Raw genomic sequence first — 23,079 nt, forward strand, 5'->3', positions numbered from 1 at the left:
CCCAGGCATACCGACCGGACAAGATGACCCAAGCCGCTTCCCAGGACGACGAACTCGACACGCTGATCGGCTATCAGCTGCAGATGGCGCGGTTGCGGCTGATGGAGGCCGCGCATGCCGCGCTGGAGCCGTACGGCATCTCGCCCGCCCGCGTGACCGCGCTGGCGCTGATCCGGGCACAGCCGGGGCTGGACCAGTCGGCGCTCGGCCGGGCGCTGTCGATCAACCGGGCGAGCGCGATGAAGCTGGTCAACCTGCTGGTCGATCGCGGACTCGTCGAGCGCCGGCCGGGGCGTGACCTGCGCAGCCATGCCCTGCACCTGACTCCCGAGGGCGAGACGCAACTGCCGCAGATGATCGCGCGCCTTCGCGAATCCGAGGTGCCGGTGCTGGCGGCGCTGGACGAGCCCGAGCGGGCGACCCTGCTCCAGCTGCTGCGGCGCATCCACGCGCCGTTCAGCTGCGATTGAGGTCATAGGCGCCGAGCCCGGGCTTGTAGCTTTTCTCGTCGATGAACTGGCGGATGCCTTCCTTGCGGCCTTCGCTCTTGTCGTGGAAATTGGCCGCCTCCTGCATCCGCACGAGATAATCCTCGGCCTCGTCATAGGTGAGGTTGCCGACCCGGCGCACCGCATCCTTGGCGAACTTGAGCGCCACGGGGTTCTTCTTGAGCAGCAGCTCGGCGATCTCGCGGGTGCGCGCTTCCAGCCGCTCCAGCGGCACGCTTTCGTTCACCAGCCGGCAGGCGGCGGCCTGCTTGCCGTCGATCAGCTCGCCGGTGAGCGTCAGCCACATCGCGTCGCGCATCGGCAGCAGGTCGACCACCACCTTGGTCACGCCACCGCCGGGCAGGATGCCCCAGTTGATTTCCGACAGGCCGAACTGCGCCTCGTCCGCCGCCACCGCCAGGTCGCAGGCGAACAGCGGGCCGAAGCCGCCGCCGAAGCACCAGCCGTTCACCATCGCGATCGTCGGCTTCTGGAACCAGCGCAGCCGGCGGAACCAGCCATAGCTTTCGCGCTGGGACTTGCGGATTCCGCCCAGCCCCTGCGCCTCGGTCTCGCGAAAATACTCCTTGAGGTCCATGCCCGCCGACCAGGCACTCCCCTCGCCGCCCAGCACCAGCACGCCGACATCGTCGCGATATTCCAGCTCGTCGAACACTTCCGCCATGCGCCGGTTGAGCGCGGGGTTCATCGCGTTGCGCTTGTCCGGCCGGGCGAAATAGACCCAGGCGATGCGATCCTCGACCCGGTACGAAACGCCGTCCTTGGTGACCATCCGATCCTCTCCGTCGCTGTGCTCACTGTATCCTTGGCATACAATTTGCCGTTCGGGAAGGGGGGATGCGCATGGCCATCTGGACAGGCGGCAACGCTCCCACCACATCGCCTCGACGCCGGACGACACCGGCACCGGGCGGGCGCTCCCGCCGCGATTCGAGGATGGACGACCTGATGACGACCAATGCTCTGCTCGACACGCTGGCGCTGCCGCGCTTCGGAGAGATCCAGCCGGACGCGATCGCGCCGGCGCTCGATGCCGTGATCGCCGAGCACGAAGCGGCGGTCCGCGCCGTGACTGCCAGCCAGTCGCGCAGCTTCGACGCGGTCTGGCTCCCCCTGGAGCGCGCGGAAACCGCGATCGACAGCCTCTGGTCCACCGTGTCGCACCTGCGCGGCGTGGCCGACACGCCGGCGCTGCGCGAGGCCTATGCAGCCGGGCAGGCGCGGCTGGTCGCCTATCAGCTGGAGGTCATGCAGAACGCCGCGCTGTACGAAGTGCTGGAGGCGCTGGCCGCCTCCGATGCCTTCGCGGCCCGCCCCGTGGCGGATCGCGCCGCGGTGGAGCATATGGTCCGCGACTTCCGCCTCTCCGGCGTGGCCCTGCCGCCGGAGGCGCGCGCGCGGTTCGCGGCGATCTCGGTCGAGCTTTCGGCGCTGTCCACCGCCTTCGGCAACGCCGTGCTCGATGCGACCGATGCGTGGTTCGAGCATGTCGAGGATCCCGCGCTGCTCGCCGGCATCTCGGCTGCGGACCTGGCGATCTTCGCCGAAGCGGCCAAGGCGCGCGACCTGCCCGGCTGGGTGGTGACGCTGCAGGCGCCCAGCGTCATCGCGGTGCTGACCTTCGCCGAGGATCGCGGCCTGCGCGAGCGCGTCTACCGCGCCTATGGCACCCGCGCCTCCGACCAGGGGCCCCATGCCGGCCAGTTCGACAATTCGGCGCGGATCGCCAGCCTGCTCGCGCTGCGCCGCGAGGCGGCCCAGCTGCTCGGCTTCTCCGACCCGGTAGCGCGGTCGCTCGCCACCAAGATGGCGCCCGATGCGGGCCAGGTGCTCAGCTTTCTGCGCGATCTCGGCAAGCGCGCAAAGCCCGCCGCCGAACGCGAGGTCGCCGAGCTTGCCGCCTTCGCCGCCGAGACGCTGGGAATCGAGACGCTCCAGCCCTGGGACATCGCCTTCACCTCGGACCGGCTGCGCTCGGCCCGCTATGCCGTGGACGAGAAGGAAGTACGCGCGCACTTCCCGGTCGAGCGGGTCATCAGCGGATGGCAGCAGCTGCTCGAACGGCTGTTCGCGATCCGGCTGGTGGCGCGGGAGGATGTCGCGGTCTATCATCCGGACGCCCGCTATTACGATGTCGCGGACGAAAGCGGCGCGGTGTTCGCGGGCGTCTATCTCGATCTCCACGCGCGTGCCGGCAAGCGCAGCGGTGCCTGGATGGCGCAGGCGCGGCCGCGGCTGAACGACGGCAATGTCCACCGCGTGCCCGTCGCCTATCTCGTCTGCAACTTCGCCCCGAATACCGACGAGACACCGTCGCTGCTCAGCCACAATGAAGTGGTGACGCTGCTGCACGAGACCGGACACTGCCTGCACCACCTGTTCACCCGCGTCGATCGCCCGAACATCGCCGGCACCAGCGGCTTCGAATGGGACGCGGTGGAACTGCCGAGCCAGCTGATGGAGGACTTCGCCTGGGATCGCGACGTGCTGCGCGGCATGTCCGGCCATCACGAGACCGGCGCGCCGCTGCCGGACGCGCTGTTCGACAAGCTGATCGCCGCCCGACGCTTCCTTTCCGGCATGGCGGTGGTGCGCCAGATCGAGTTCGCGCTGTTCGACCTGCTGCTCCATCTGGGCACGCTGGGCAGCGACCCGATGGAAGTGATCGAGGCGGTGCGCGACGAGGTCGCGGTGGTGCGCCCGCCGGCATGGCACCGCTTCCCCCATGCCTTCAGCCATATCTTCGCGGGCGGCTATGCGGCGGGCTATTACAGCTATCTCTGGGCCGAAGTGCTGGCGGCGGACGGCTTCCAGCGCTTCGCCGAGGCCGGGCTGATCGACCGCACGACGGCCGATCGCTTCCGCGACGAAGTGCTGGCGCGCGGCGCGAGCCGGCCGGCGGCGGACAGCTTCCGCGCCTTCCGTGGCCGCGATGCCGATCCGCAGGCGATGCTGGTGCGCCACGGGCTGGTCGCCGAGCCTCGCTGACCGCGGCGGGGCCGCACGAAGCGGCCGCACCTCGTGGCTCCGCCGGGAGAGGCAAACTCAGGGATAGCTTGGATCGGGCCGCGCGCTCGGGAAGATGGCGGGGAAAGGCGCGGCCGTGACTTGGCACGGCGGCGCCCCACCGGAGCGCCGCGCAGCCCATGGTCGAACGCAGCTACATCTTCGCGCCGGAAGAACACCCGCTCTTCCCCGGCGCGCCCTATTCGCCGCGACTGTCGTTCGGCAATCGCTGCGTCTATGCGCTGTCGGCGATGGTGCTGGCGATGGCGAGCGGGCTCGGCAACGCGCTGATCACCACCAACCTGTTTTCGATGGCCGGGAACATGGGGCTGTACGTGGCCGAGGCGAACCTGCTGCTCGCGGTATTCGTCGCGTTCAACGCCACCGCCAACCTGCTGCTGGTTAAAGCGCGGATCCAGTTCGGCATCCCCGCCTGCATGCACGCGATCCTCGGCACGCTGATCCTGGGCGAGGTGATCGCGCTGTGCTTTCCCTCGCTGGGGACCACGATCCTCGCCCGGGCGATCAGCGGGGTCGCGTCGGGCGGGCTCACCACGCTGGGCCTGTACAGCGTGTTCCAGGTCTTCCCGCTTCGGCTTCGGCCGGCAGCGGTGATCGTGGGGTTCAGCCTGCCGCAACTCGCCATCCCGCTGGCACGGATGGTGCCGCTGGAGAGCGTGGCATCGGATCACTGGGCGGGCGTGCATTGGATCGAGCTCGCGCTGGCCCTCGCCGCCTGGGCACTCACGACGCTGCTGCCCCTGCCCCCTACCGACCGCAGCAAGGCGTTCCAGCCGCTCGACGCGCTCACCATCGTGCTTGCCATGGCCGGCATGCTGCTGGGGTGCAGCGCGCTGGCGTTCGGCCGCTTCTATTGGTGGACCGACGCGCCCTGGCTGGGCTGGATGGTGGCGGGGTCGCTGCTGCTGCTCGGCCTCGTCCTGTGGATCGAGGATCGACGCGCGCAGCCGCTGCTCCAGATACGCTGGTTCGGCACCGCCGACATCCTGCTGATCGCCGGCATCGCGCTGGTCGTCCGGATCGCGCTGACCGAGCAGACCTATGCGGCGGTCGGTCTGCTGGCGCTCGGCGGGCTTACCAACGACCAGATGCACGGGCTCTTCGCCGTGGTGCTGGTGGCGATGATCGGCGGTATTGCCCTGGCGGCATGGCTGGCCCAGCCGGACCGGCTGCTGCCGATGATGCTGGTGTCGGCGCTGGTGATCGCACTCGGGGCGTGGCTGGACACGCATTCGACCAGCGATACGCGGGCGACGCAGCTCTATCTCAGCCAGTCGCTGCTCGGCATCGGCACGGTGTTGTTCCTGGGTCCGGCACTGCTGTTCGGCATCGCCCATGTGCGCGGACGCGGGCCGACCTATCTGGTGAGCTTCGTCGTGCTGTTCAGCACCACGCAAAATCTGGGCGGACTTGCCGGAGCGGCGTTGCTGGGAAGCGTCCAGACCATCCGCGCGCGCGTGCACGCCGGCATCCTTTCCGACGCACTGCCGACCGGCAGCCCGCTGGCCGCACAGCGCATCGCCGCCAGCGACGCGCAGATCGCGCCGGTACTGCCGGATCCCGCCGCCGCCGCCGCGCAGGCAGGCGCGCGACTGGGCAGCGCCCTGCAGGCCCAGGCCAATATCCTCGCCTTCAACGACACCTTCTGGGTGGTGACGCTGCTCGCACTCGCGCTCGCGGCCTTCCTCGCCCTCTTCATCCTTGTCCAGGAAGCGCGCCGACTCCGTGCCGCGCCGCCCGCCGGAGCCACGCCATGAGCCAGAACGCCGCCTCGCCGCCCCCGCCCCCGCCCCCACCTGCACCTGCACCTGCACCTGCGACCGCCGCCGATGTGTGGCATCCGCCCCGACCCCACCCGGTCGTGACGGCGCTCTGCGCGCTGGCGCTGCTGGTGGCGATCGGCGCCGTGCTCCAGCTCTGGGGCATCGGGCCGTTCACCGGCAGCGTGCAGAAGACCGACAATGCGCTGGTGCGCGGCCGCACCACCGTGATCGCCCCGCAGGTCAGCGGCTATGTCGCCGAGGTGCTGGTCCGCGACTATCAGGCCGTGAAGGCGGGGCAGGTGCTCGCGCTGATCGACGATGCGATCTACCGGGCGCGGGTGGCGCAGGCGCAGGCCAATCTCGATGCGCAGCTCGCCGCGCTGGCGAACAGCCGCCAGGCGCAGTCCGCCCGCTCGGCGGAGATTGCCGGGCAGGACGCCGCCGCCGCCGATGCGGTGGCGCAGCTCATCCGCGCCAAGGCCGACATGGCGCGTGCGCGCGACCTGGCCGGCGACGGATCGATCTCGCTACGCGAGCGCGACCAGGCTGCGGCAGCCCTTGCGCAGGCCGAGGCGGGCGTGCGCCGTGCGACCGCGAACACCCGCGTCGCCCAGCAGGATCTGAAAACCGTAGAGGTGGGGCGCGGCGGCCTCGCCGCGCAGGTCGAGGCGGCACGGGCGCAGCTGCAACTCGCGGAGATCGACCTGCTGCATACCGTGATCCGCGCGCCCGAGGCTGGGCAGCTCGGCGAAATCCATGTGCGGCGCGGCCAATATGTCACCAACGGCACCGCGCTGATGGAGCTGGTGCCGCCCGATCGCTGGGTGATCGCGCTCTACAAGGAAGCGCAGACCAGCCATATGCGTCCGGGCCAGCCCGTGCGCTTCCGGGTGGATGCGCTGGGCGGAGAGCATCTGAACGGCCATGTTGCCCGGATCGCACCGGCAACGGGCTGGGAATTCGCGGTGCTGAAGCCCGACAATGCCACCGGCAATTTCGTGAAGGTGCCGCAGCGGATCGGCATCCTGATCACCGTCGATCCCGGCCAGCCCCTGGCCGAGCGTCTCCGGCCGGGCATGTCGGTGGAAACCCGCATCGATACGGCGGGCGGGCGATGAAGCGACGCAGCATCGCGGCTGGGGTGACGGCGCTGCTGCTGCTCCAGGCCTGTGCCGGGCCGGATCGGCCGGCACCCCCGGACGCTGCCGCCCCGGTGCCGCTGGGCTGGCGCGGCGACACCGCGCCCGGTGCCCCCGCCACGGCGGACTGGTGGCGCGCCTTTCGAGATCCCGCGCTGGACGCGCTGGTCGAACGCGCGCTTGCCGGCAATACCGATCTGCAGATCGCCGCTACCCGGATCGCGCAGGCACGCGCACAGCTGCGCAGCACCGCCGCGGCAGCGCTCCCCAGCGCGGCGCTCGCCGGGACGGGCAGCAGCGCGCGCAGCGTGAGCCCGTTCGGCCTCGGCGTCGATCAGGAGCGGGGGCAGGTCGAGATCGACACCGCCTATGAGCTGGACCTGTTCGGCAGGCTTCGGCACGGGACTGCGGCCGCACGGGCGGACTGGCTCGCCAGCGCGGACACGCGGGATGCCGTGCGCATCGCGCTGATCGCCGGGGTGGTCGAGAGCTATGTGCGCCTGTGCGCCACGGATGCCCGGCTGGCCATCGTGCGCGAGACGATCGCCGAGCGTCGGCAGGAGCGCGACCTGATCCGGCGCCGGTTCGCCGCGGGCTATGGCTCCAGGCTGGAGGACCAGCAGGCGGAAGCGGCGCTGGAAGCGGCGATCCGGCTGGAGCCGGCGACGCTATTGTCGCGCACGCAGCAGGAAAATGCGCTCCGCCAGCTGGTGGGCGACGCGCCCGGCGCGATCGCCCGCACCGCCGCTTCGCCGGATCCCGAACTTACGGTACCGGCAGCGCTTCCATCGGAGGTGGTACGGCAGCGACCGGACATCGCCGCGGCGGAACGCCGCCTGGCGGCCGCCGACCAGCGCCTGCAGGCCGCCCGTGCCGCCTTCCTGCCGCGGGTACAGCTTGCCGGCAGCTTGGGGGGCGTGGCGTCGACGCTGCTTGCCGATCCCATCTCGCTCTTCTCGGCAGGCGGCTCGATCCTCGCCCCGCTCTTCCAGGGCGGCGCGCTTCGCGCAGGGCGGGATGCGGCGGCGGCCCGCCGCGACGAGGCCGCCTATGCCTACAAGGCCACCGTGCTGCAGGCCTTCCGCGAAGTCGAGGACGCGATGGCATCGTTCCAGCGGGTATCGGAGGAGCAGGCGGCGGCGGAACGCCAGGTGACGGCGCTGGAGCAGGCCTATCGCGCCGCCCGCCGTCGCTATCAGGCAGGCTATGCCTCCTATCTCGAGCAGCTCGATGCGGAGCGGACGCTGCTCGCCGCGCGGCTGGATGTGGTCGATCTCCGCTTCCGCCGGCTGGCGGCTTTCATCGCGGTGACGCGCAGCATCGGGGGCGGCTGGAGCGGGGACGGCTGGAGCGGGGACGGGGCCGCCCCCTCGCCTGCCCATCCGCGCGCCGGGAACGCGCCCTAGGTCCGGTTGGGCCCTGCAAGATCCTACCCTCCGCAGCGTCAAGCAACGCGCCGCTTGATTCCTTGCGCGCGGGCTGCATGCTGGCGGCGCCGCGCGTGCGGCATCCGCGAACCAGAATGCTGGGCGGCACCAGATGGGGGAGAGATGACGATGTTGAAGCGTGCGCCCATGGCTCTTGCCCTGCTCGGCTGCGGCGCGGTCCTTCTTCCGATTCCCGCCGTCGCGCAGGCGCCGGCGCGCGCGCGAGGCGAGGCTGCCAGCAGCGATCCGCGTACCGTTCTCGATCTCTCCCAGGGCTGGCGATTCCAGTTCGGCGCTGCCGACGAGGCCCCGGCCGCGCCCGGCTTCGACGATGCGGCATGGCTTCCCGTCACCGTGCCGCACACCTGGAACAAGGTGGGTGCCTATGCGCTCACGCGGTCGCCCGACGCGAACATGCGCCAGGGCAAGGGCTGGTATCGGCGCACCATCACCGTTCCCGCCGCGCTGAAGGGCCGCCGCCTGTTTCTCGAATTCGACGGCGTCTCGAAGATCGCGGATATCTGGGTCAACGGCCGCCATGTCGGCACCCATGCCGGCGCCTTCGGTCGCTTCCGCCTCGACGTGTCCGACGTGCTCAAGCCGGGCGGCAACAGCCTCGCCGTTCGCGCCGACAATAGTGCTTCCGCCCCCGGCAGCAGCACCGAGCATGTGATCCCGCTGGGCGGCGACTTCTTCGTGCAGGGGGGCATCTATCGCGGCGTGCGCCTGCTGGCGGTGGACGATGCGCATATCGATCTGGCCGATCATGGTGGGCCGGGCGTGTATCTGCACACCCCGCGGATCTCGGCGGAACGCGCCGAGGTCGCCGCCAAGACGCTGCTGCGCAATCTCGGCACGCGACGCCGCGCGCTGACGCTGGTGACCACCATCCACGACGCCGCCGGCAAGCCTGTCGCTACCGACCGCGCGCCGGTCACGCTCGCCACGGGCGAGGCGCTGGCGGTGGCGCATAACCTTACCGTCCCCGCGCCGCACCTCTGGCAGGGGCGCGACGATCCCTATCTCTACCGCGTGGTCAGCGAGCTGCGCGACGGTACCCGCGTGATCGATCGGCAGGTCCAGCCGCTCGGCATCCGCAGCTTCGCCTTCGATGCCGATCGGGGCTTCCTGCTCAACGGCAAGGTGACGCCGCTGCACGGCGTTTCCCGCCACCAGGACGTGCAGGGCAAGGGCTGGGCGCTCACGCCGGAGGACCATGCCCGCGACATGGCCTTCGCGATCGAGATCGGGGCGAACACCCTCCGCCACGCCCATTATCAGCACGCGCAGGAATGGAGCGACGAAGCCGATCGCGCCGGCATGGTCGTCTGGGCGGAGCTGCCCTTCGTGCATCAAGCCAATGTCGACCCCAGCGAAGCCCCGGCGGCCGCGACGATCGCCAATGCCGAGGAGCAGCTGCGCGAGCTGATCCGGCAGAACGTCAACCACCCGTCGATCCTGCTCTGGTCGGTCGGCAACGAGGCGGATATCGGCGCCGCGATCGACGCCATGCGCAAGGGCGGCGCGGCAAAGCCGGCCCAGTCCGGCGAGATGCTGCGCCGGCTCGACCGACTGGCGCGCACCGAGGATCCCAGCCGCCCCACCGTCTATGCCGATTGTTGCGAGGATACGCCCTCCATCCTGTCGATGGAAGGCGCGCCCAGCCTCAACGGCATCACCCAAGTGATGGGGCTCAATCGCTATTATGGCTGGTATTATGGCGATCTGGACGGCATCGGCCCGGCGCTCGATTCGATGCATGCGCGGCATCCGACGCTGCCGATCGGGCTCAGCGAATATGGCGCGGGCGGCGCGATGACCCAGCATAGCGACAATGCGCTCGGCGGCCCGGTCGCTGCCTATGGCCGGCCGCAGCCGGAGGAATATCAGAGCCTCGCCATCGAACGGAACTGGAAGGCGATTGCCCAGCGGAAATACCTCGCCGCCAGCTGGCTGTGGAACCTGTTCGACTTTGCCACCACGATGCGCAACGAAGGCGACGCGACCGACATCAACACCAAAGGGCTGGTCTCCTACGACCGCAAGACGCGCAAGGACGCCTTCTATTTCCTCCAGGCCAGCTGGTCGGCCGCCCCTGTCCTTCACCTGAACGGACGGCGCTACGCCGATCGCGCCTATGCGGTGGTGGATGTGCGCGGCTATTCCAATGCGGATCGCGTATCGCTGTCGCTGAACGGCAAGCCGGTGGGCGAGGTCGCGTGCCCAGATCGCATCTGCCTGTGGCCGGGCGTGGCGCTGACGCCGGGCGCCAACCACCTCGTCGCCACCGCCACCATCGGCGGCAAGCAGATCAGCGACGCGCTGGACTGGACCGCGCCCGATCCGCGCCGGGGGGTGTTCATCGACTCCGGCGCGCTGGTCGGCGGGACGATGGGCGGCAACCGCTACGGCTCGGACAATTTCTTCCGCGGCGGCACCGCCAAGGTGCTGGCGGGCCGCAACCCCTTCGCGCCGCCCCCCAAGGTGGAGGGCACCGACATCCCGGCGCTGTTCGGCAGCTATCGCGAAGGCCGGTTCGGCTATGAGGTGCCGCTGCCCGACGGCGACTGGGCCGTCACCATCGCCAGCTTCGAGCCGGATGCGGCAAAGGGCGCGACGCGCAGCTTCGCCGTCCTGGCCGACGGCAAGCGGGTGATCGATGCCCTCGCGCCGATGCAGGCGGCAGGCGGCGCGAACAAGGCGGTGACGCGCAGCTTCACCGTGACCAGCAGCGGCGGCCGGCTGGCACTCGACTTCGAGCCGATCGGCGGCGATGCCGTTGTCGCCGGCATTGCCATCCGCTCGGCGCGACCCTGACAGGAGCCTTCGTACCAATGCATGCCCAACCCCGCCCTACCCTTGTGCTGCTTTGCGGTCTGCTGTGCGACGCGCGCGTCTGGCAGCCGGTGCGCGACGCGTTGCCCGCGCATGTCGACGCGCGGATCCTGGCCTTTCCCGGATTCCGCGCCATCGAAGCGATGGCCGCGCAGGTGCTGCAGTCCGTGCCCGGGCCGCTCGTGCTGATCGGCCATTCGATGGGCGGCAGGGTCGCGCTGGAAGCGGTACGGCAGGCGCCGGATCGGGTGGTCGGGCTGGGACTTGCCAATACCGGCGTCCATCCGCCCGCGCCGGGCGAGGCCGCCAACCGCCAGATCCTGATCGATCGCGCCCGCGCCGACGGCATGGCGGCGCTGGCAGATGCCTGGCTCCCGCCGATGATGGGTGCGCCCCAGGATCAGGTGGCGGCGCTGATGCCCGATCTGCGCGCAATGGTCGCCGCGAATGCGCGGGAGAGCTATGAGGGGCAGATCGCAGCGCTGCTGGCCCGGCCGGATGCCGTGTCGCCGCTACGATCCTATCGGGCGCCGCTGCTGCTGCTGGCCGCCGAACAGGATCGCTGGTCGCCCCCGGCGCAGCATGCCGACATGCGCGACCTCGCGCCGCAAGCGGTGCTGCATGTGGTGCCGGATGCCGGCCACATGCTGCCGGTGGAGCGTCCGGAGGTGGTCGCCGGGCTGATCGGCCCGTGGTTCGATGCCCATTGGCCGATCGGCGACAGCGCCACTTAACCGCCGCCCCGGAACGCGAAACGCCCTCCGCCTGCACCGGCGGAGGCCGGGCGGGCGAAGGGCGCTGCGGTCTTCACCACCGGGGCAACGCGCGCGCCGTCCCGGTGGACATCGGATCAGAAGCTGAAGTTTGCGCCGGCGCTGAAGTTGCGACCGACGAGACCCGCATAATGCCAGCTGCTGAGGTAGTTGGGGTTGCTGGTATAGGCGCCCGAAGCGAGCGGCGCGCGCGCATCGGTCAGGTTCTGGACGTTGACGAAGAAGCGGAACTGGTCGTTAACCTTCACCGCCGCGTTCAGGTCGACATAGATGAACGGGCGAATGTAGCACTGGTAGCTCTTGTCGCCGCCCTTGACGATCGGGGCCTTGGTGTTGGCGCACGAAAGGTCGATCGCGCCATTGGCGCCCGGCTTGATGTCATCGGCAGCGACCTGCTTGATCCGACCCACATAATAGGTCGTCGCGGTGAGCGAGAACTTGCCCATTTCAAGCGCATTCTGCCAGTTGCCGCGGATGCGCGGCGTGCCGCCACCCGAGGAGAGCTGGTAGGGCCCAAGCGTACCGGCATATTTCTGCACCACGCCCGACGGCGTGACGAGGTCGAGGCGCAGCACGCGGGTGACGTCGACACGGCTGATCAGGCGCACGTTGTCGGCAACGCGAAGGTTCGCGGTGGCCTGCATGTCGATGCCCGAGCTGACCTGATAGTTGGCGTTGACATAGGGCACGTCGAACACCAGCAGGCGCGGCAGCGCGTTCGGATTGATGGGATCCGGCGCATCGATGATGTTGCACTTGTAGCCCGGCCCGACCGCCGCGAGCGCGGCGCAACCGGCGGCCGAAGTGGTCTGCCCGTAATAGGCTTCGATCGCCTGGGCACGCAGCGGACCGCTGACGATCAGGTTGGACTTCTTGATGTTGTAATAGTCCACCGTCATGTTGAACCAGCGCGTCGGCTTCAGCATCGTGCCGAGCGTGATGCTGCGCGACACTTCCGGCAGGATGTTCGGATTGCCCGTCGCGCCGCTGCCGATGTTGTACGTGGTCGTGTAGGCGGCGTTGCCCGGGTGGGCGAGCACGAAGGCCGACTTCGGATCCGGCGTGTAGGACGAGAAGCCCGCATAGCTGCTGGCCGGATTATATTCCGCGAAGGTCGGTGCGCGGAAGCCCTGCGAATAGGTCGCCCGGAACGACACCTGCTCGATCGGCGTGAACTTCGCGCCCACCTTGGGCGAGAAGTGGCTGTAGCCCTGCGAATAATGGTCGTAGCGGCCGGACACGTTGAGGTCGATCGTGCGCGTGAACGGCGCGTCGATTTCGAAGAAGCCGGCGGTCACCGTCTGGTGCCCCTGCGCCGACGAGGTGGTCAGCGCATAATAGGACAGGTCCGCATTCTGGTTGCGGTTCATCAGCGTCTCGCGACGGATCTGGAAGCCGCCGCCGATGTTGAGCGTGCCGCCCGGCAGCTCCATCAGCGACTTGATCAGCGAGCCGCCGATCGTGGCGACGGTCGAATAGGACGGCGTCGTGCGCTCCGGCGAGATCAGGTTGCGTACCGCCGCCGTGTTCTGCTCCGGATTGACGAAGTTGTACGCACCGGTGTTGATCGCGCTCAGCAGGCCCTGAATGTTGATGAAGCCGCGCTGCGTCACGCTGAAATTGTCACGCGCGTACACGCCGTTCAGGCGGAACTTGAAGCCGTTGCCGAGATCGCCCGAGATGCCCGCGGTGGTACGGAACACGTCGACATAGCGGAAGCTGCCGGCGGGAATGTCGCCGAACAGATAATAGATGCGCGCGGCGCCGTTGTTCGGGTCGTTCGCATAGGCGGCGGCATAGGGGTTGTTCGGGTTCAGCTTCCGGTCTGCAGCCGTGGCGCAGTTCACGCCCGACGCGCAGACATAGACCGGCAGCACGATCCCCGGGCTGCTGGACGCGAGCGCCGCCGAACCGCCGAAGGGCTGGGTCTGGCGAATGCCCGAGGGCGTGCCCATGATGCTGACTTCGGAGTGCGAATAGCTGCCGGAAGCGAACGCCTCCCAATTGTCGCTCAGCCGCACGCTCAGGCGCCCGGTCGCGGAGTAACGCTGCTGCTTCGGCTGGATGATCGAATATTCGTCGGGAATATTGTGCGCGCAGCCGGTGCCCTGCTCGTCCTTGGTGGCGACCGTGTAGGTGCCGAAGGGGCAGGAATTCGGGTTGAGCAGCTGATACTGGCCGTTGATCGGCGCGCCCACCTGGCCGGACAGCGGGTTGTTCAGATCGGTCTGGCGCACGCGGGTGACGACTGCCTGCGGGTTCTGCGCGGTGATCGTGTCGTCATTGCGGTTGCGATCGTCGAGGCCGCTGGGGCGCAGGTCCAGCGTGTTGAACGGATAGCCGCGCGAGTGATTGGTGATGTACCCGTCATAGGTGTATTCACCGTTCAGGTAGAAGTTCCAGCCCTGCTCGCGATAGTCGCCCACGCCGCCGGTCAGCGTCGCGCGATAGTGCGAACCGTCGCCATGGCCGGTCGTGCCGCCCTGCACCGAGCCTTCGAGGCCCTTGAAGTTCTTCTTGCTGATGAGGTTGACGACGCCGCCGATCGCATCCGCGCCATAGGTGGAGGACGCGCCGTCCTTCAGCACTTCGATGCGGTCGACGATGCTGAACGGGATCGAGTTGAGGTCGACATAGGCGTTATGGCCGTCGTCGTTCAGCGGGAAGTTGGCGGAGCGCAGGCCGTCGATCAGCACCACGGTCGACGACACGCCCAGGCCGCGGAGCGACACGGCGGCACCACCGGCGGAGAAGCCGTTGCGGAAGCCGGTGGAGATCGAGCCGGCGCTGTCCGCCGAAACCGAGCGGATCGCGTCCTGTGCGGTCGTGATGTTCGCGCGCTGCAGCGTCGCCGAGCTCAGCACGGTGACGGGCGAAATCGAGCTCGCGTTCGAATCGCGGAACAGCGTGCCGGTGACGACGATCGTGGCGCCCTGGCCACCGGCGGCCGGCGAAGCGGGCTCCGCGGGGGCCTGCTGGTCCTGCGCTTCCGGCGCTGCCGCCTGATCGGCGACGGGAGCGGCAGTGTCCGCAACCTGGGCCGGCGTCGTGTCCTGCGCATATGCCGGAGCGGCGATCGCGGTCAGCAGCGCGGCAGTCGAAATGCCATACCGCAGCGTGGAAATTGCGGAATTCATCAAAATCATCGAGCCCATCCCTTTAACGCAGCAGCGACTTTTCGTCGCTTGCACACACCCATCGCCGGGTGCTGCGATGGGCGCCCGCTAGCATCCGCTATGTTAATGAGCTTTTAAAGGGACACATATTGCAACATCATCCACAAAGGCGATCGTATACGTATTTTACTTTGCAAATTTCGCAAATACGTACATTTATTGATGAAAAAGAATCTAAATATTTTGTAAATGCATACGAAGACGACAGGTAGGTGGTCCGGTTTTTGCTGCGCTTGCACAGTCAGAAATTTTTCTGAAGCTTCCGGTAGATGGCCCGAAGGTGATGCCTATTGCACGGCAAAATGGCCCCACACCCGCTGCGGGTGCGCTGTACATGACGGAGCGGCCAAATGCGCCAATCGCCGGGACTTCGTTTCGTCTGGAGGGGCGGCCAAGCCGCTCCCGCTTTGACATCAATTGCAACCGCTGGAGATCCAGCGACGGATCGAGCTCCCCCCAAGACCTGTCGCAGGCATTGCGTCGGCCCGTCTGATCGCCCCCATTCCACCTTCGGCGGCATGCGGAAGGGGCATTGCCCGGCACGATGCGGGTCGGACTTTGCGTATTGGCCGGCGATCCTCCAGATACCGGCGGAAGGAGATGTAAGGATGACCCGCTTCGTTGTGGTGGTCGACACCCAGGCAGACTTCATGCTCGCCGACGGCGCGCTCGCCGTGGAGGGCGCAGAGGCGCTGATCGCGCCGATGCAGCGCTGGCTCGCCGCGCTGGACCCCAAGGACACCGCAGGTGTGCTTTTCACCTTCGATACCCATAGCTTGGAACACTATTCCGCTTCTCCCGAGGCCGAGCAGTTTCCGTTGCACTGCGTTCTCGGAACGCCGGGATGGCGCAACGTGCTGGATGCCGCCGCCGTACCCCCGGGCATTCCGGTCTACCGGCTGGAGAAGGGGGTGTTCGACATGTGGGCGGAGCCCGATGTCGTCATCGAAGCCATGGAGACAGGGCAGACAGGTGCCCGCGACGCGTTCTTCACCGGGCTCACGGCGCACGGCGTCACGGATGTGACCGTCATCGGTGTTGCCGCAGACTATTGCGTGCGCTGGGCGATAGACGGGTTGGTCGCGCGCGGCTTCACCGTGACGGTGCCGCCCGGCCTTACCCGGGGCATCGTCCGACAGATCGATCAGGTCGTGGCGGAGGCATTCGGTGATATGCGAGTCGCCGTCGCGGACGCCGCCTGAGCCCGGGGGCATCTGTCGCGGGCGCTGCACGAGGTTCCGTGTCGGGCACGCCTGCGACCGAAAGGCGTTTGAGCGGCGTTTTTCCGGCCGCCCGAAGCCTGCCGGGCAAGGCGCCGGCACGCGGATGCCGAAATCCTCCGCCTGTGGGAGGCGCGCAGCGGACGGCCTGCCGGTCGAACAAGCCGCCTGTGGTTGGGGCATTCAGGCCTTCATACATCTACCCACGGCTGCGCACGCAATCGATACGAACCCCGTCAGTCCGCCGTCCAGCCGCCATCGACGATAAGGCTCGTTCCGGTGACCAACGCAGATGCATCGGATGCCAGAAAGACCGCAGCTCCCATCAGATCCTCCACCCGGCCCAGCCGGCCGAGCTTGATCTTCTCGAGCACGCTGCGGCGAAAGCCGTCGTCGCGCAGGAACGGCGCCGTCATCAGCGTTTCGATGAAGGTCGGCGCGATCGTGTTCGAACGGATTCCGTGCGGGGCCAGATCAAGCGCGAGCGCCTTGCTCAACCCTTCCAGTCCCCATTTCGACGCGCAATAAAGTGAGCGGTTCGGGCCGCCGACATGGCCCATCTGGCTGCCGATGTGAATCAGGCTGCCTTGCGTCCCGGCCTCGACCATCCGTTTTGCCGCGGCCTGGGCGACGAAGAAGGCAGACCGAAGATTGAGGTCGAGAACGGCGTCATAATCGGCCGGAGTCACCTCCCATATCGGCTTGGGGCGATTGGTGCCGGCGTTGTTGACCAGAATGTCGAACGCCGGCCGGCCGGCGAAAAACTCTGCCACCGCGTCCAGATCGGCAACATCCAGCTGGGCCGCCTCCGCCCTGCCCCCGGCGGCCTCGATGGCGGCTGCGGCGCTCCCCACTTCGTCCGGCGAGCGCGCGACCAGCGTCACCGCCGCCCCCGCCTGCCCCAAGGCGGCGGCGAGAGCGAGGCCGATGCCCCGCCCCGCCCCCGTGACGACGGCTCGACGGCCGTCCAGGCGCAAGGACGGCGTCTGCGGAAGCGTCATCGCACCGGTGCCAATGCTTCGGCGGCACCGGCATAGGGCACGTTGCGACCGCCATAGCGGCGCACGCGCACATTGGCCTGCTCGCCATGCCCCGCAAACCCTTCCAGGGCGCACAGGCGCGAGCAATATTCGCCGATCAGCGCCGACGCTTCGTCGGTTTCCACGCGCTGATAGGTACAGGTCTTGAGGAATTTCCCGACCCACAGACCGCCCGTGAAGCGCGCCGCCTTTCGGGTGGGCAGCGTGTGGTTGGTCCCGATCACCTTGTCGCCATAGGCGACGTTGGTGCGCGGCCCGAGGAACAGCGCGCCATAGTTCGTCATGTTCTTCAGGAAATAGTCGGGATCCCTGGTCATCACCTGAACATGCTCGTTCGCGTAGAAATCGGCGACCTTGCACATCTCTTCATAATCGTCGCAGACGATCACCTCGCCGTAACTTTCCCAGGCGCGGGCGGCGATGTCGGCGGTCGGCAGGATGTGCAGCAGCCGCTCGATTTCGCGCAGCGTCTCCTCGGCGAGCTTGCGGCTGTTGGTGATCAGAATGGCCGGGCTGTCGGGACCATGTTCGGCCTGGCCGAGCAAATCGGTCGCGCAGATTTCACCATCGACGCTTTCGTCGGCGATCACCATCGTCTCGGTCGGCCCCGCAAACAGATCGATGCCGACGCGCCCGAAGAGCTGGCGCTTGGCTTCGGCGACGAAGGCGTTGCCCGGCCCCACGAGCATGTCGACCTTCTCGATCGTTTCGGTTCCCAGCGCCATCGCGCCCACCGCCTGGATACCACCCAGCGCGTAGATCGCATCGGCGCCCGCCATGGCCTGCGCGGCGACGATCGCGCGGGCAGGCTTGCCCTCGAAGGGCGGCGCGCAGGTGATGACACGTGGGACCCCCGCCACCTTCGCGGTGATGACGCTCATATGGGCGGACGCCAGCAGCGGATATTTCCCGCCCGGCACGTAACAGCCGGCCGCATTGACCGGGATGTTCTTGTGGCCCAGCACCACGCCCGGCAGCGTCTCGACCTCGATGTCCTTCACGCTTTCCCGCTGGTATTGCGCAAAGTTTCGAACCTGCGCCTGGGCAAATTCGATGTCCTTGATCTCCTGCGCGGTCAGCGCGTTGAGGCAGTCGTCGATCTCGGCCTGCGACAGGCGATAGTCCTCGCGATCCCATCCGTCGAACTTGATCGAGAGATCCCGAACCGCGGCGTCCCCGCGGGCTTCGATATCGGCAAGCGTCGCCTCGACCGTATCCCGAACCTTTCGGTCCGCCGCCGCGCGAACCTCGGCGCTCGTCCCGCGCTTCAAATACTCGGCCATGTTTCAACCCTGCGTTCGAGGAAGGATTTGATCGAGATGCTCGACCTCGGGCGGCGATAGGAAAAAGGGACTGACGGCCGCGCGCCAGTGCTGAAAATCGGGCGAACCGCGAAAATCGACATTATGGGCCTCGACCGACTCCCAGCCGACCAGCAGCCGATATCGGCCGGGCTTCTCGATCGAGCGATGCAACGAAAATTCGAGACAGCCGCCGCGCCAGAACAAGGGTTCCGCGCCGGCCACCGCCTGTTCGAAGTCGTCGGCCCTGGCGGGGTCGATCTCGATCTGCGCTATTTCACGGATCATCGCGCCCGCACCACCTTTTGCTCGAGAATACCGAAAACGGGCGCGCCGTCGGGCTGGCGCACCTCCATCCGCACAATGTCGCCAAACGCCATGAACGCAGTGCGGGGTTGGCCCTCGTCCATCAGTTCGATGCCCCGTCGCTCGGCGATGCAGGAGGAACCGATCTCGCGGAAATTGGCGTTGGACACCGTGCCCGAACCGATCACCGTCCCGGCACATAGCGTACGGGTGCGCGCCGCATGGGCGACGAGTTCGGGGAAGGAAGCCGACATCGGATAGCCGTTGGCGGCACCGAAGCGCGCCCCGTTCCAATCGACCAGCAGGTTCAGGTCGACCCGGCCGTCGCGCCACGCCGCGCCCAGCGCATCCGGGGTCACCGCGACCGGCGCGATACCGCAGGGCGGCTTGGCCTGTACCCACCCGAAACCGGTTCGCATCTCGATGGGCGCGATCTTGCGCAGCGACCAGTCGTTGATCTGCACCACCAGACGAATATGCGCGGCGGCTGCCTCGGCGGACGTCCCCATCGGCACTTCGTCGACGATGACGCCGAACTCCCCCTCGAAGTCGATCCCGTCCTCTTCCGAGGCGAACGGGACCTCGTCGCGCGGGCCGTAGAAATGGTCCGATACGCCCTGGTACATGAGCGGGCGATCGATCGGCGTCGGATCCAGGCCGAACACCTTCGCCATCAGTTCGCCGTGGCAGTCATATGCCGAACCGTCGAGCCATTGCCAGGCACGCGGCAGCGGCGCCATCGCCGCCGCCTGGTCAAAGGGCACGGCGCCCTCGGCATCGCCATTTTCCAGCGCATCCGCCAGCGCATGCAGCGCGGGCGCGGCCGTCGCCCACTGATCCAACGCTTGTTGCAGCGTCCCCGCGACATCGCTCGCCGCCACGGTGCGGGTCAGGTCGCGCGAAACGACCACCAGCTGCCCATCGCGCGTTCCATCACGCAGTGTCGCAAGCCTCATCGGACCTCTCCCATATCATGGCGCCTCCGCCCTTCGTCCGCCGGCACGCAACCCCGATCGGCCCCGCCCGGCGCTTCAGGCAAAGTCGTCGCCCTCGGACGGACGCCGTCGGGCAAGAGGCGAAGGGTGCTTTTTGCCCCTCGGCGGCCGGCGAGAGCCCATCGACATGCAGACCATGTCTTCAGCCTTGCCGCACACCGCATGACACGATCCGACTTAGCAGAGCAGCGGCACCGCGCAAGCAATAATGCATACGGTTGCACGCCGTGCAAGGCCTTGGGAGAGGCCGGATATCGAGAGTCACGGGCGGTCCCGCCCGCTCCGAAGGACCCTCTTCCCGATCCTATTTCCCCGGCGGAAGGGTTCGGACGAACAAACTATCAATTGCTGCAGCGGCCGAACCACTGGCCGATAGGCGCGGAAATTGGCGATATTCCTTGAAGCGTATAGCGCCGGCGGCAGCGCGCACATCCTCGGCGCGCCTCTTGCCGCCAGCGCAAGGTTCCGTTTTCGGGCCGCGCCCTAAGAAGCCGGCAGGCCGCGCGCGCAGCCACACGCGCAGACCCGCTATTATAATATTTATATCACCGGAAATTTTTCTGCATACGTATGATTCCGAGCCGCCTTTGTAAGGTTTGACAGCCATCTCGCGTTACCTCCGCCTGCAAGCAAATGAACTGCGGGAGGATTGCATGAAAGTGGCATTACTAGCGTCAGTGGCGTTTCTGGTCGTTTCCAATCCCGGCTTGGCCGAGTCGGTTACGCCGAACACGCCGCCCCCGGCGGACGCGAACGACAAACAGACCCCGCAATCCGCCAAAAAGGTCGTCTTCTCCACCGGCGTCGCGAAAGGGCGCGACCTGCTCGACAGCGCCATCTCCACCAGCGCGATGGACGAGGATCGGGTTGCGGAAATCGGCGGGCGCACACTGGCAGAAGTGCTGCGCACCGTGCCAGGGCTTCGCGTGGAAGACTCCGGCAATGGCGGCCACGCCAACTATACCATTCGCGGGTTGCCGCTCGCCGGCACGGGCTCCAAATGGCTGCAGTTCCAGGAGGACGGGCTGCCGGTTCTCGAATTCGGCGATTTTGTCGAGCTCTTCAACGACATGCTGGTCCGCCCCGATCTGAACCTCGCGCGGATCGAGTCGATCCGCGGCGGGTCGGCATCGACGTTCGCCTCCAATTCTCCCGGCGGCGTCATCAACTTCATCTCCAAGACGGGAGAAGAGGAAGGCGGCACGATCCAGCTCAGCACCGGAATCGGCGACTACGACAGCAAGCGCGGCGATTTCGAATATGGCGGTCGCCTGTCGAGCAATCTGCGCTTTCACCTGGGCGGCTATTACCGGAGCGGCGCGGGTGCGCGCGACGCCGCCGCCAGCGGCCTCCATGGCGGACAGGTGAAGCTGAACGTCACCCGCGAGTTCGCGAACGGCTATGTTCGCCTGAACGCGAAGCTGCTCGACGATCGCGAGGCCAATTATGTCGCCGGACCGATGCGGGTGACCGGCAGCGATTCGGACCCGACCTACACGCCGATCGCGGGCTTCGACCCGCGGGTGAACAACACCATCTCGAAGAACTTGCCCGCCGTGCTCAGCGTCGGCGTCGATCCGAGGATCGTGCGCGGCGAATTGTCTCAGGCGTGGCGCGTCAAATCCGCGGCGCTTGGCCTGGAAGCCAAGTTCGACATCGCCGCATGGACGTTCTTCAATCGCATGCGCTACAGCAGCAATAGCAGCCGCGTCGGCGGCGCCACACCGGTGCTGGTGACGTCCGCGCCGGCGCTGGCGGCGCTCTTCGGCGGCCCGGGTGCGCAGTTCAGCTTCGCCACCGGCCCGCGCGCCGGCGAGACCATCACCAACGCCGCGACGCTGAACGGCAATGGCCTAGCCGCCTATACGGCGCTGCTGAACGGCGGGAGCCCCAAGGCCGATTATTTCGTCAACGATTTCCGCGCATCGCGCGTCTGGAAGGTTGGCGGCGGCGATCTGACCCTGACCGGCGGGGTGTACAAATCCCTGCAGAATTTCACCACGATCCTGTCGATGGACGTGGCGTATCAGGATTTCGCCGGACCGAACTCCGCGCTGCTGGATCTTCGTACCGCCGGCGGAGTGAAACTGACCCAAGGCGGCATTGCGGCGTTCAGCACCTTCCCGTTCACGGCGATCAGCAATCGCTACGCGGACGTCGACTATGACATCACCGCCCCCTACGGCTCGCTGAACTTCCACAAGGGTCGTTTGTCGATCGGCGGCAGCGTCCGCTACGACCGCGGCAGCGTGAAAGGGCAGCGCTTCGGCACCGAGCTGGGGGGCGGTCGTACGCGCTGGCGTCCGATCGACATCAACGGCGATGGTGTCATCAGCATACCGGAACAGGTAGCGGACGGGATCCAGGCGGATCAGCCCGCCCCCATCGATTATCGCTATCATTATGTAAGCTATTCGATGGGCGTGAACTTCCGCATCGCGGACGATCTCGCGGTGTTCGCCCGCTACAGCAAGGGCGCCCGCGCGCTTGCCGACACGCTCTATTTCACCCCGATCATCAACGCCGTCACCGGCAAGCCCGCGAGCAACAAGGACACGTACGACCCCGTTCGCCAGGCCGAAGCCGGCGTAAAGTTCCGCACCGATGCGCTGACGCTGAACCTGACGGCATTCCTGGCCAAGACCGCAGAGCAGAACTTCCAGATCAAGGCCGGCGCGAACGGTGTGCTGGCGGTCGAGCCGTTCCAGCGCAGCTACCGCACCTATGGTGCAGAATTCGAGGGCAGCTACCAGCACGGTCCGTTCAGCCTCACGGCGGCCGCGACCTATACCCATGCCGAAATCCAGAACGACAGCACCGACGCGACGCTCGCCGGCAATACGCCGCGGCATCAGCCCAGCCTGATCGCGCAGGCGATGCCGGTGGTGGACCTCGGTCCCGTCACCTTCGGCTCCTCGGTCGTCTACACCGGTTCGAGCTATGGACAGGATGTCAACAAGCTGAAAATGCAGGCCTTCACTACGGTCAACGCGTTCATCGAATATCGACCGATCGAACGGATCACCTTCTCGGTGAACGGCAGCAACCTGTTCAATACCCTCGGCGTGACCGAAACTACCCAGGGTTCCATTCCCGCGGACGGGATCGTCAACGCCCGGGTCATCAACGGCCGCACGCTATCGGCCGCGATGCGCCTCCGCTTCTAAGATCTCTATCGAACACCCCCGAGACGGCCCTGCGGGAACCAAACCGCAGGGCCGTTTCGTCGGTGCACCAGGTTACAGACGACAGAGCGCGACGCCATGCGCCATGGCGAAGGTCCAGGGGGAAGGCGCGACCTTGGTCGCCTGGGGTGCGATCGGCGGACACGGCACCGCGGTCGACGCGGAGGCCGGCGGTGCGGTTTTGGGGCCGGTGGTCGCAGCTACCATCTCAAAGCTCCTCTCGTGGATGAGCGGCTTGTGGTCCCCTGCCTGCGCCGGGGCCGCCGCTTCTTCCATATGTATGCACTCCGAGCGCATCGATGAAAAGCGATCGTCTTCTGACGATCCGTTCTAAATGCGGACGGCGCACGCAGCCGGCTGTGCCCAGCCGGCCGTGCTTCACC

Annotated in this window: 16 protein-coding genes; 9 read left to right on the plus strand and 7 right to left on the minus strand. The window is 67.4% G+C overall.

The genetic code is table 11. The features are described 5' to 3' along the window. The first annotated feature begins 23 nt into the window (after positions 1 to 23). Positions 24 to 470, plus strand: a complete 447-nt coding sequence (locus A7X12_RS21080; RefSeq protein WP_064313401.1) for a MarR family winged helix-turn-helix transcriptional regulator — start codon at positions 24 to 26, stop codon at positions 468 to 470. Here the strand turns inward: A7X12_RS21080 and A7X12_RS21085 are convergent. Beyond that, the gene (locus A7X12_RS21085; RefSeq protein ID WP_064313402.1) at positions 457 to 1,281 is read right to left on the minus strand and encodes a p-hydroxycinnamoyl CoA hydratase/lyase; all 825 of its coding nucleotides are present in this window, start codon (positions 1,279 to 1,281) and stop codon (positions 457 to 459) included. The two genes, A7X12_RS21080 and A7X12_RS21085, sit on opposite strands and share 14 nt — an antisense overlap. A gap of 176 nt (positions 1,282 to 1,457) precedes the next feature. Between A7X12_RS21085 and A7X12_RS21090 the strand changes: the two genes are divergently transcribed. The 6 genes from A7X12_RS21090 (at position 1,458) to A7X12_RS21115 (ending at position 11,434) form a co-directional block, all read left to right on the plus strand. Beyond that, positions 1,458 to 3,497, plus strand: coding sequence for a M3 family metallopeptidase (locus A7X12_RS21090; RefSeq protein WP_064313501.1), 2,040 nt, complete (start codon positions 1,458 to 1,460; stop codon positions 3,495 to 3,497). 158 nt (positions 3,498 to 3,655) lie between these two features. Then, positions 3,656 to 5,293, plus strand: a complete 1,638-nt coding sequence (locus A7X12_RS21095) for a hypothetical protein (RefSeq protein ID WP_064313403.1) — start codon at positions 3,656 to 3,658, stop codon at positions 5,291 to 5,293. After that, entirely contained in the window at positions 5,290 to 6,417 is a 1,128-nt protein-coding gene (locus A7X12_RS21100) for an HlyD family secretion protein (protein ID WP_064313404.1), read from the plus strand. Before A7X12_RS21095 ends, A7X12_RS21100 begins: the two co-directional genes overlap by 4 nt. Then, positions 6,414 to 7,844, plus strand: a complete 1,431-nt coding sequence (locus A7X12_RS21105) for an efflux transporter outer membrane subunit (RefSeq protein WP_064313405.1) — start codon at positions 6,414 to 6,416, stop codon at positions 7,842 to 7,844. Before A7X12_RS21100 ends, A7X12_RS21105 begins: the two co-directional genes overlap by 4 nt. A gap of 168 nt (positions 7,845 to 8,012) precedes the next feature. Beyond that, a complete protein-coding gene (locus A7X12_RS21110) occupies positions 8,013 to 10,682 on the plus strand; it encodes a glycoside hydrolase family 2 (RefSeq protein ID WP_064313502.1) in 2,670 nt (889 codons plus the stop codon). Positions 10,683 to 10,699: 17 nt separating this feature from the next. After that, entirely contained in the window at positions 10,700 to 11,434 is a 735-nt protein-coding gene (locus A7X12_RS21115; protein WP_064313406.1) for an alpha/beta fold hydrolase, read from the plus strand. A gap of 116 nt (positions 11,435 to 11,550) precedes the next feature. Here A7X12_RS21115 and A7X12_RS21120 read toward each other — a convergent pair whose 3' ends face one another. Further along, on the minus strand, positions 11,551 to 14,610 hold the full coding sequence (locus A7X12_RS21120) for a TonB-dependent receptor domain-containing protein (RefSeq protein ID WP_064313503.1): 3,060 nt from the start codon (positions 14,608 to 14,610) through the stop codon (positions 11,551 to 11,553). 647 nt (positions 14,611 to 15,257) lie between these two features. On the opposite strand from A7X12_RS21120, the gene A7X12_RS21125 reads away from it, so the two are divergent. Then, positions 15,258 to 15,851 carry an isochorismatase family protein gene (locus A7X12_RS21125; RefSeq protein ID WP_064313407.1) on the plus strand — a complete coding sequence of 198 codons (594 nt, stop codon included), beginning with the start codon at positions 15,258 to 15,260 and terminating at the stop codon, positions 15,849 to 15,851. A gap of 254 nt (positions 15,852 to 16,105) precedes the next feature. Here A7X12_RS21125 and A7X12_RS21130 read toward each other — a convergent pair whose 3' ends face one another. The 4 genes from A7X12_RS21130 to A7X12_RS21145 are packed head-to-tail and all read right to left on the minus strand — an operon-like array spanning position 16,106 to position 19,472. Continuing rightward, positions 16,106 to 16,870 carry an SDR family NAD(P)-dependent oxidoreductase gene (locus A7X12_RS21130; protein WP_064313408.1) on the minus strand — a complete coding sequence of 255 codons (765 nt, stop codon included), beginning with the start codon at positions 16,868 to 16,870 and terminating at the stop codon, positions 16,106 to 16,108. Beyond that, positions 16,867 to 18,192, minus strand: coding sequence for a histidinol dehydrogenase (hisD, locus tag A7X12_RS21135; RefSeq protein WP_064313409.1), 1,326 nt, complete (start codon positions 18,190 to 18,192; stop codon positions 16,867 to 16,869). Before hisD ends, A7X12_RS21130 begins: the two co-directional genes overlap by 4 nt. A 3-nt stretch (positions 18,193 to 18,195) precedes the next feature. After that, positions 18,196 to 18,498, minus strand: coding sequence for a putative quinol monooxygenase (locus A7X12_RS21140; RefSeq protein WP_064313410.1), 303 nt, complete (start codon positions 18,496 to 18,498; stop codon positions 18,196 to 18,198). Then, the gene (locus A7X12_RS21145) at positions 18,495 to 19,472 is read right to left on the minus strand and encodes a fumarylacetoacetate hydrolase family protein (protein WP_064313411.1); all 978 of its coding nucleotides are present in this window, start codon (positions 19,470 to 19,472) and stop codon (positions 18,495 to 18,497) included. The genes A7X12_RS21140 and A7X12_RS21145 overlap by 4 nt, the downstream gene beginning before the upstream one ends. 692 nt (positions 19,473 to 20,164) lie before the next feature. Between A7X12_RS21145 and A7X12_RS21150 the strand changes: the two genes are divergently transcribed. Then, the gene (locus A7X12_RS21150; RefSeq protein ID WP_064313412.1) at positions 20,165 to 22,678 is read left to right on the plus strand and encodes a TonB-dependent receptor domain-containing protein; all 2,514 of its coding nucleotides are present in this window, start codon (positions 20,165 to 20,167) and stop codon (positions 22,676 to 22,678) included. Between the two features lie 72 nt (positions 22,679 to 22,750). Here the strand turns inward: A7X12_RS21150 and A7X12_RS25705 are convergent, their stop codons facing one another. After that, complete coding sequence (locus A7X12_RS25705) at positions 22,751 to 22,903, minus strand: hypothetical protein (protein WP_157105671.1); 153 nt, start codon at positions 22,901 to 22,903, stop codon at positions 22,751 to 22,753. Between the last annotated feature and the right edge of the window lie 176 nt (positions 22,904 to 23,079).

The organism is Sphingomonas sp. TDK1, from assembly GCF_001650735.1.
Lineage (GTDB): Bacteria > Pseudomonadota > Alphaproteobacteria > Sphingomonadales > Sphingomonadaceae > Sphingomonas.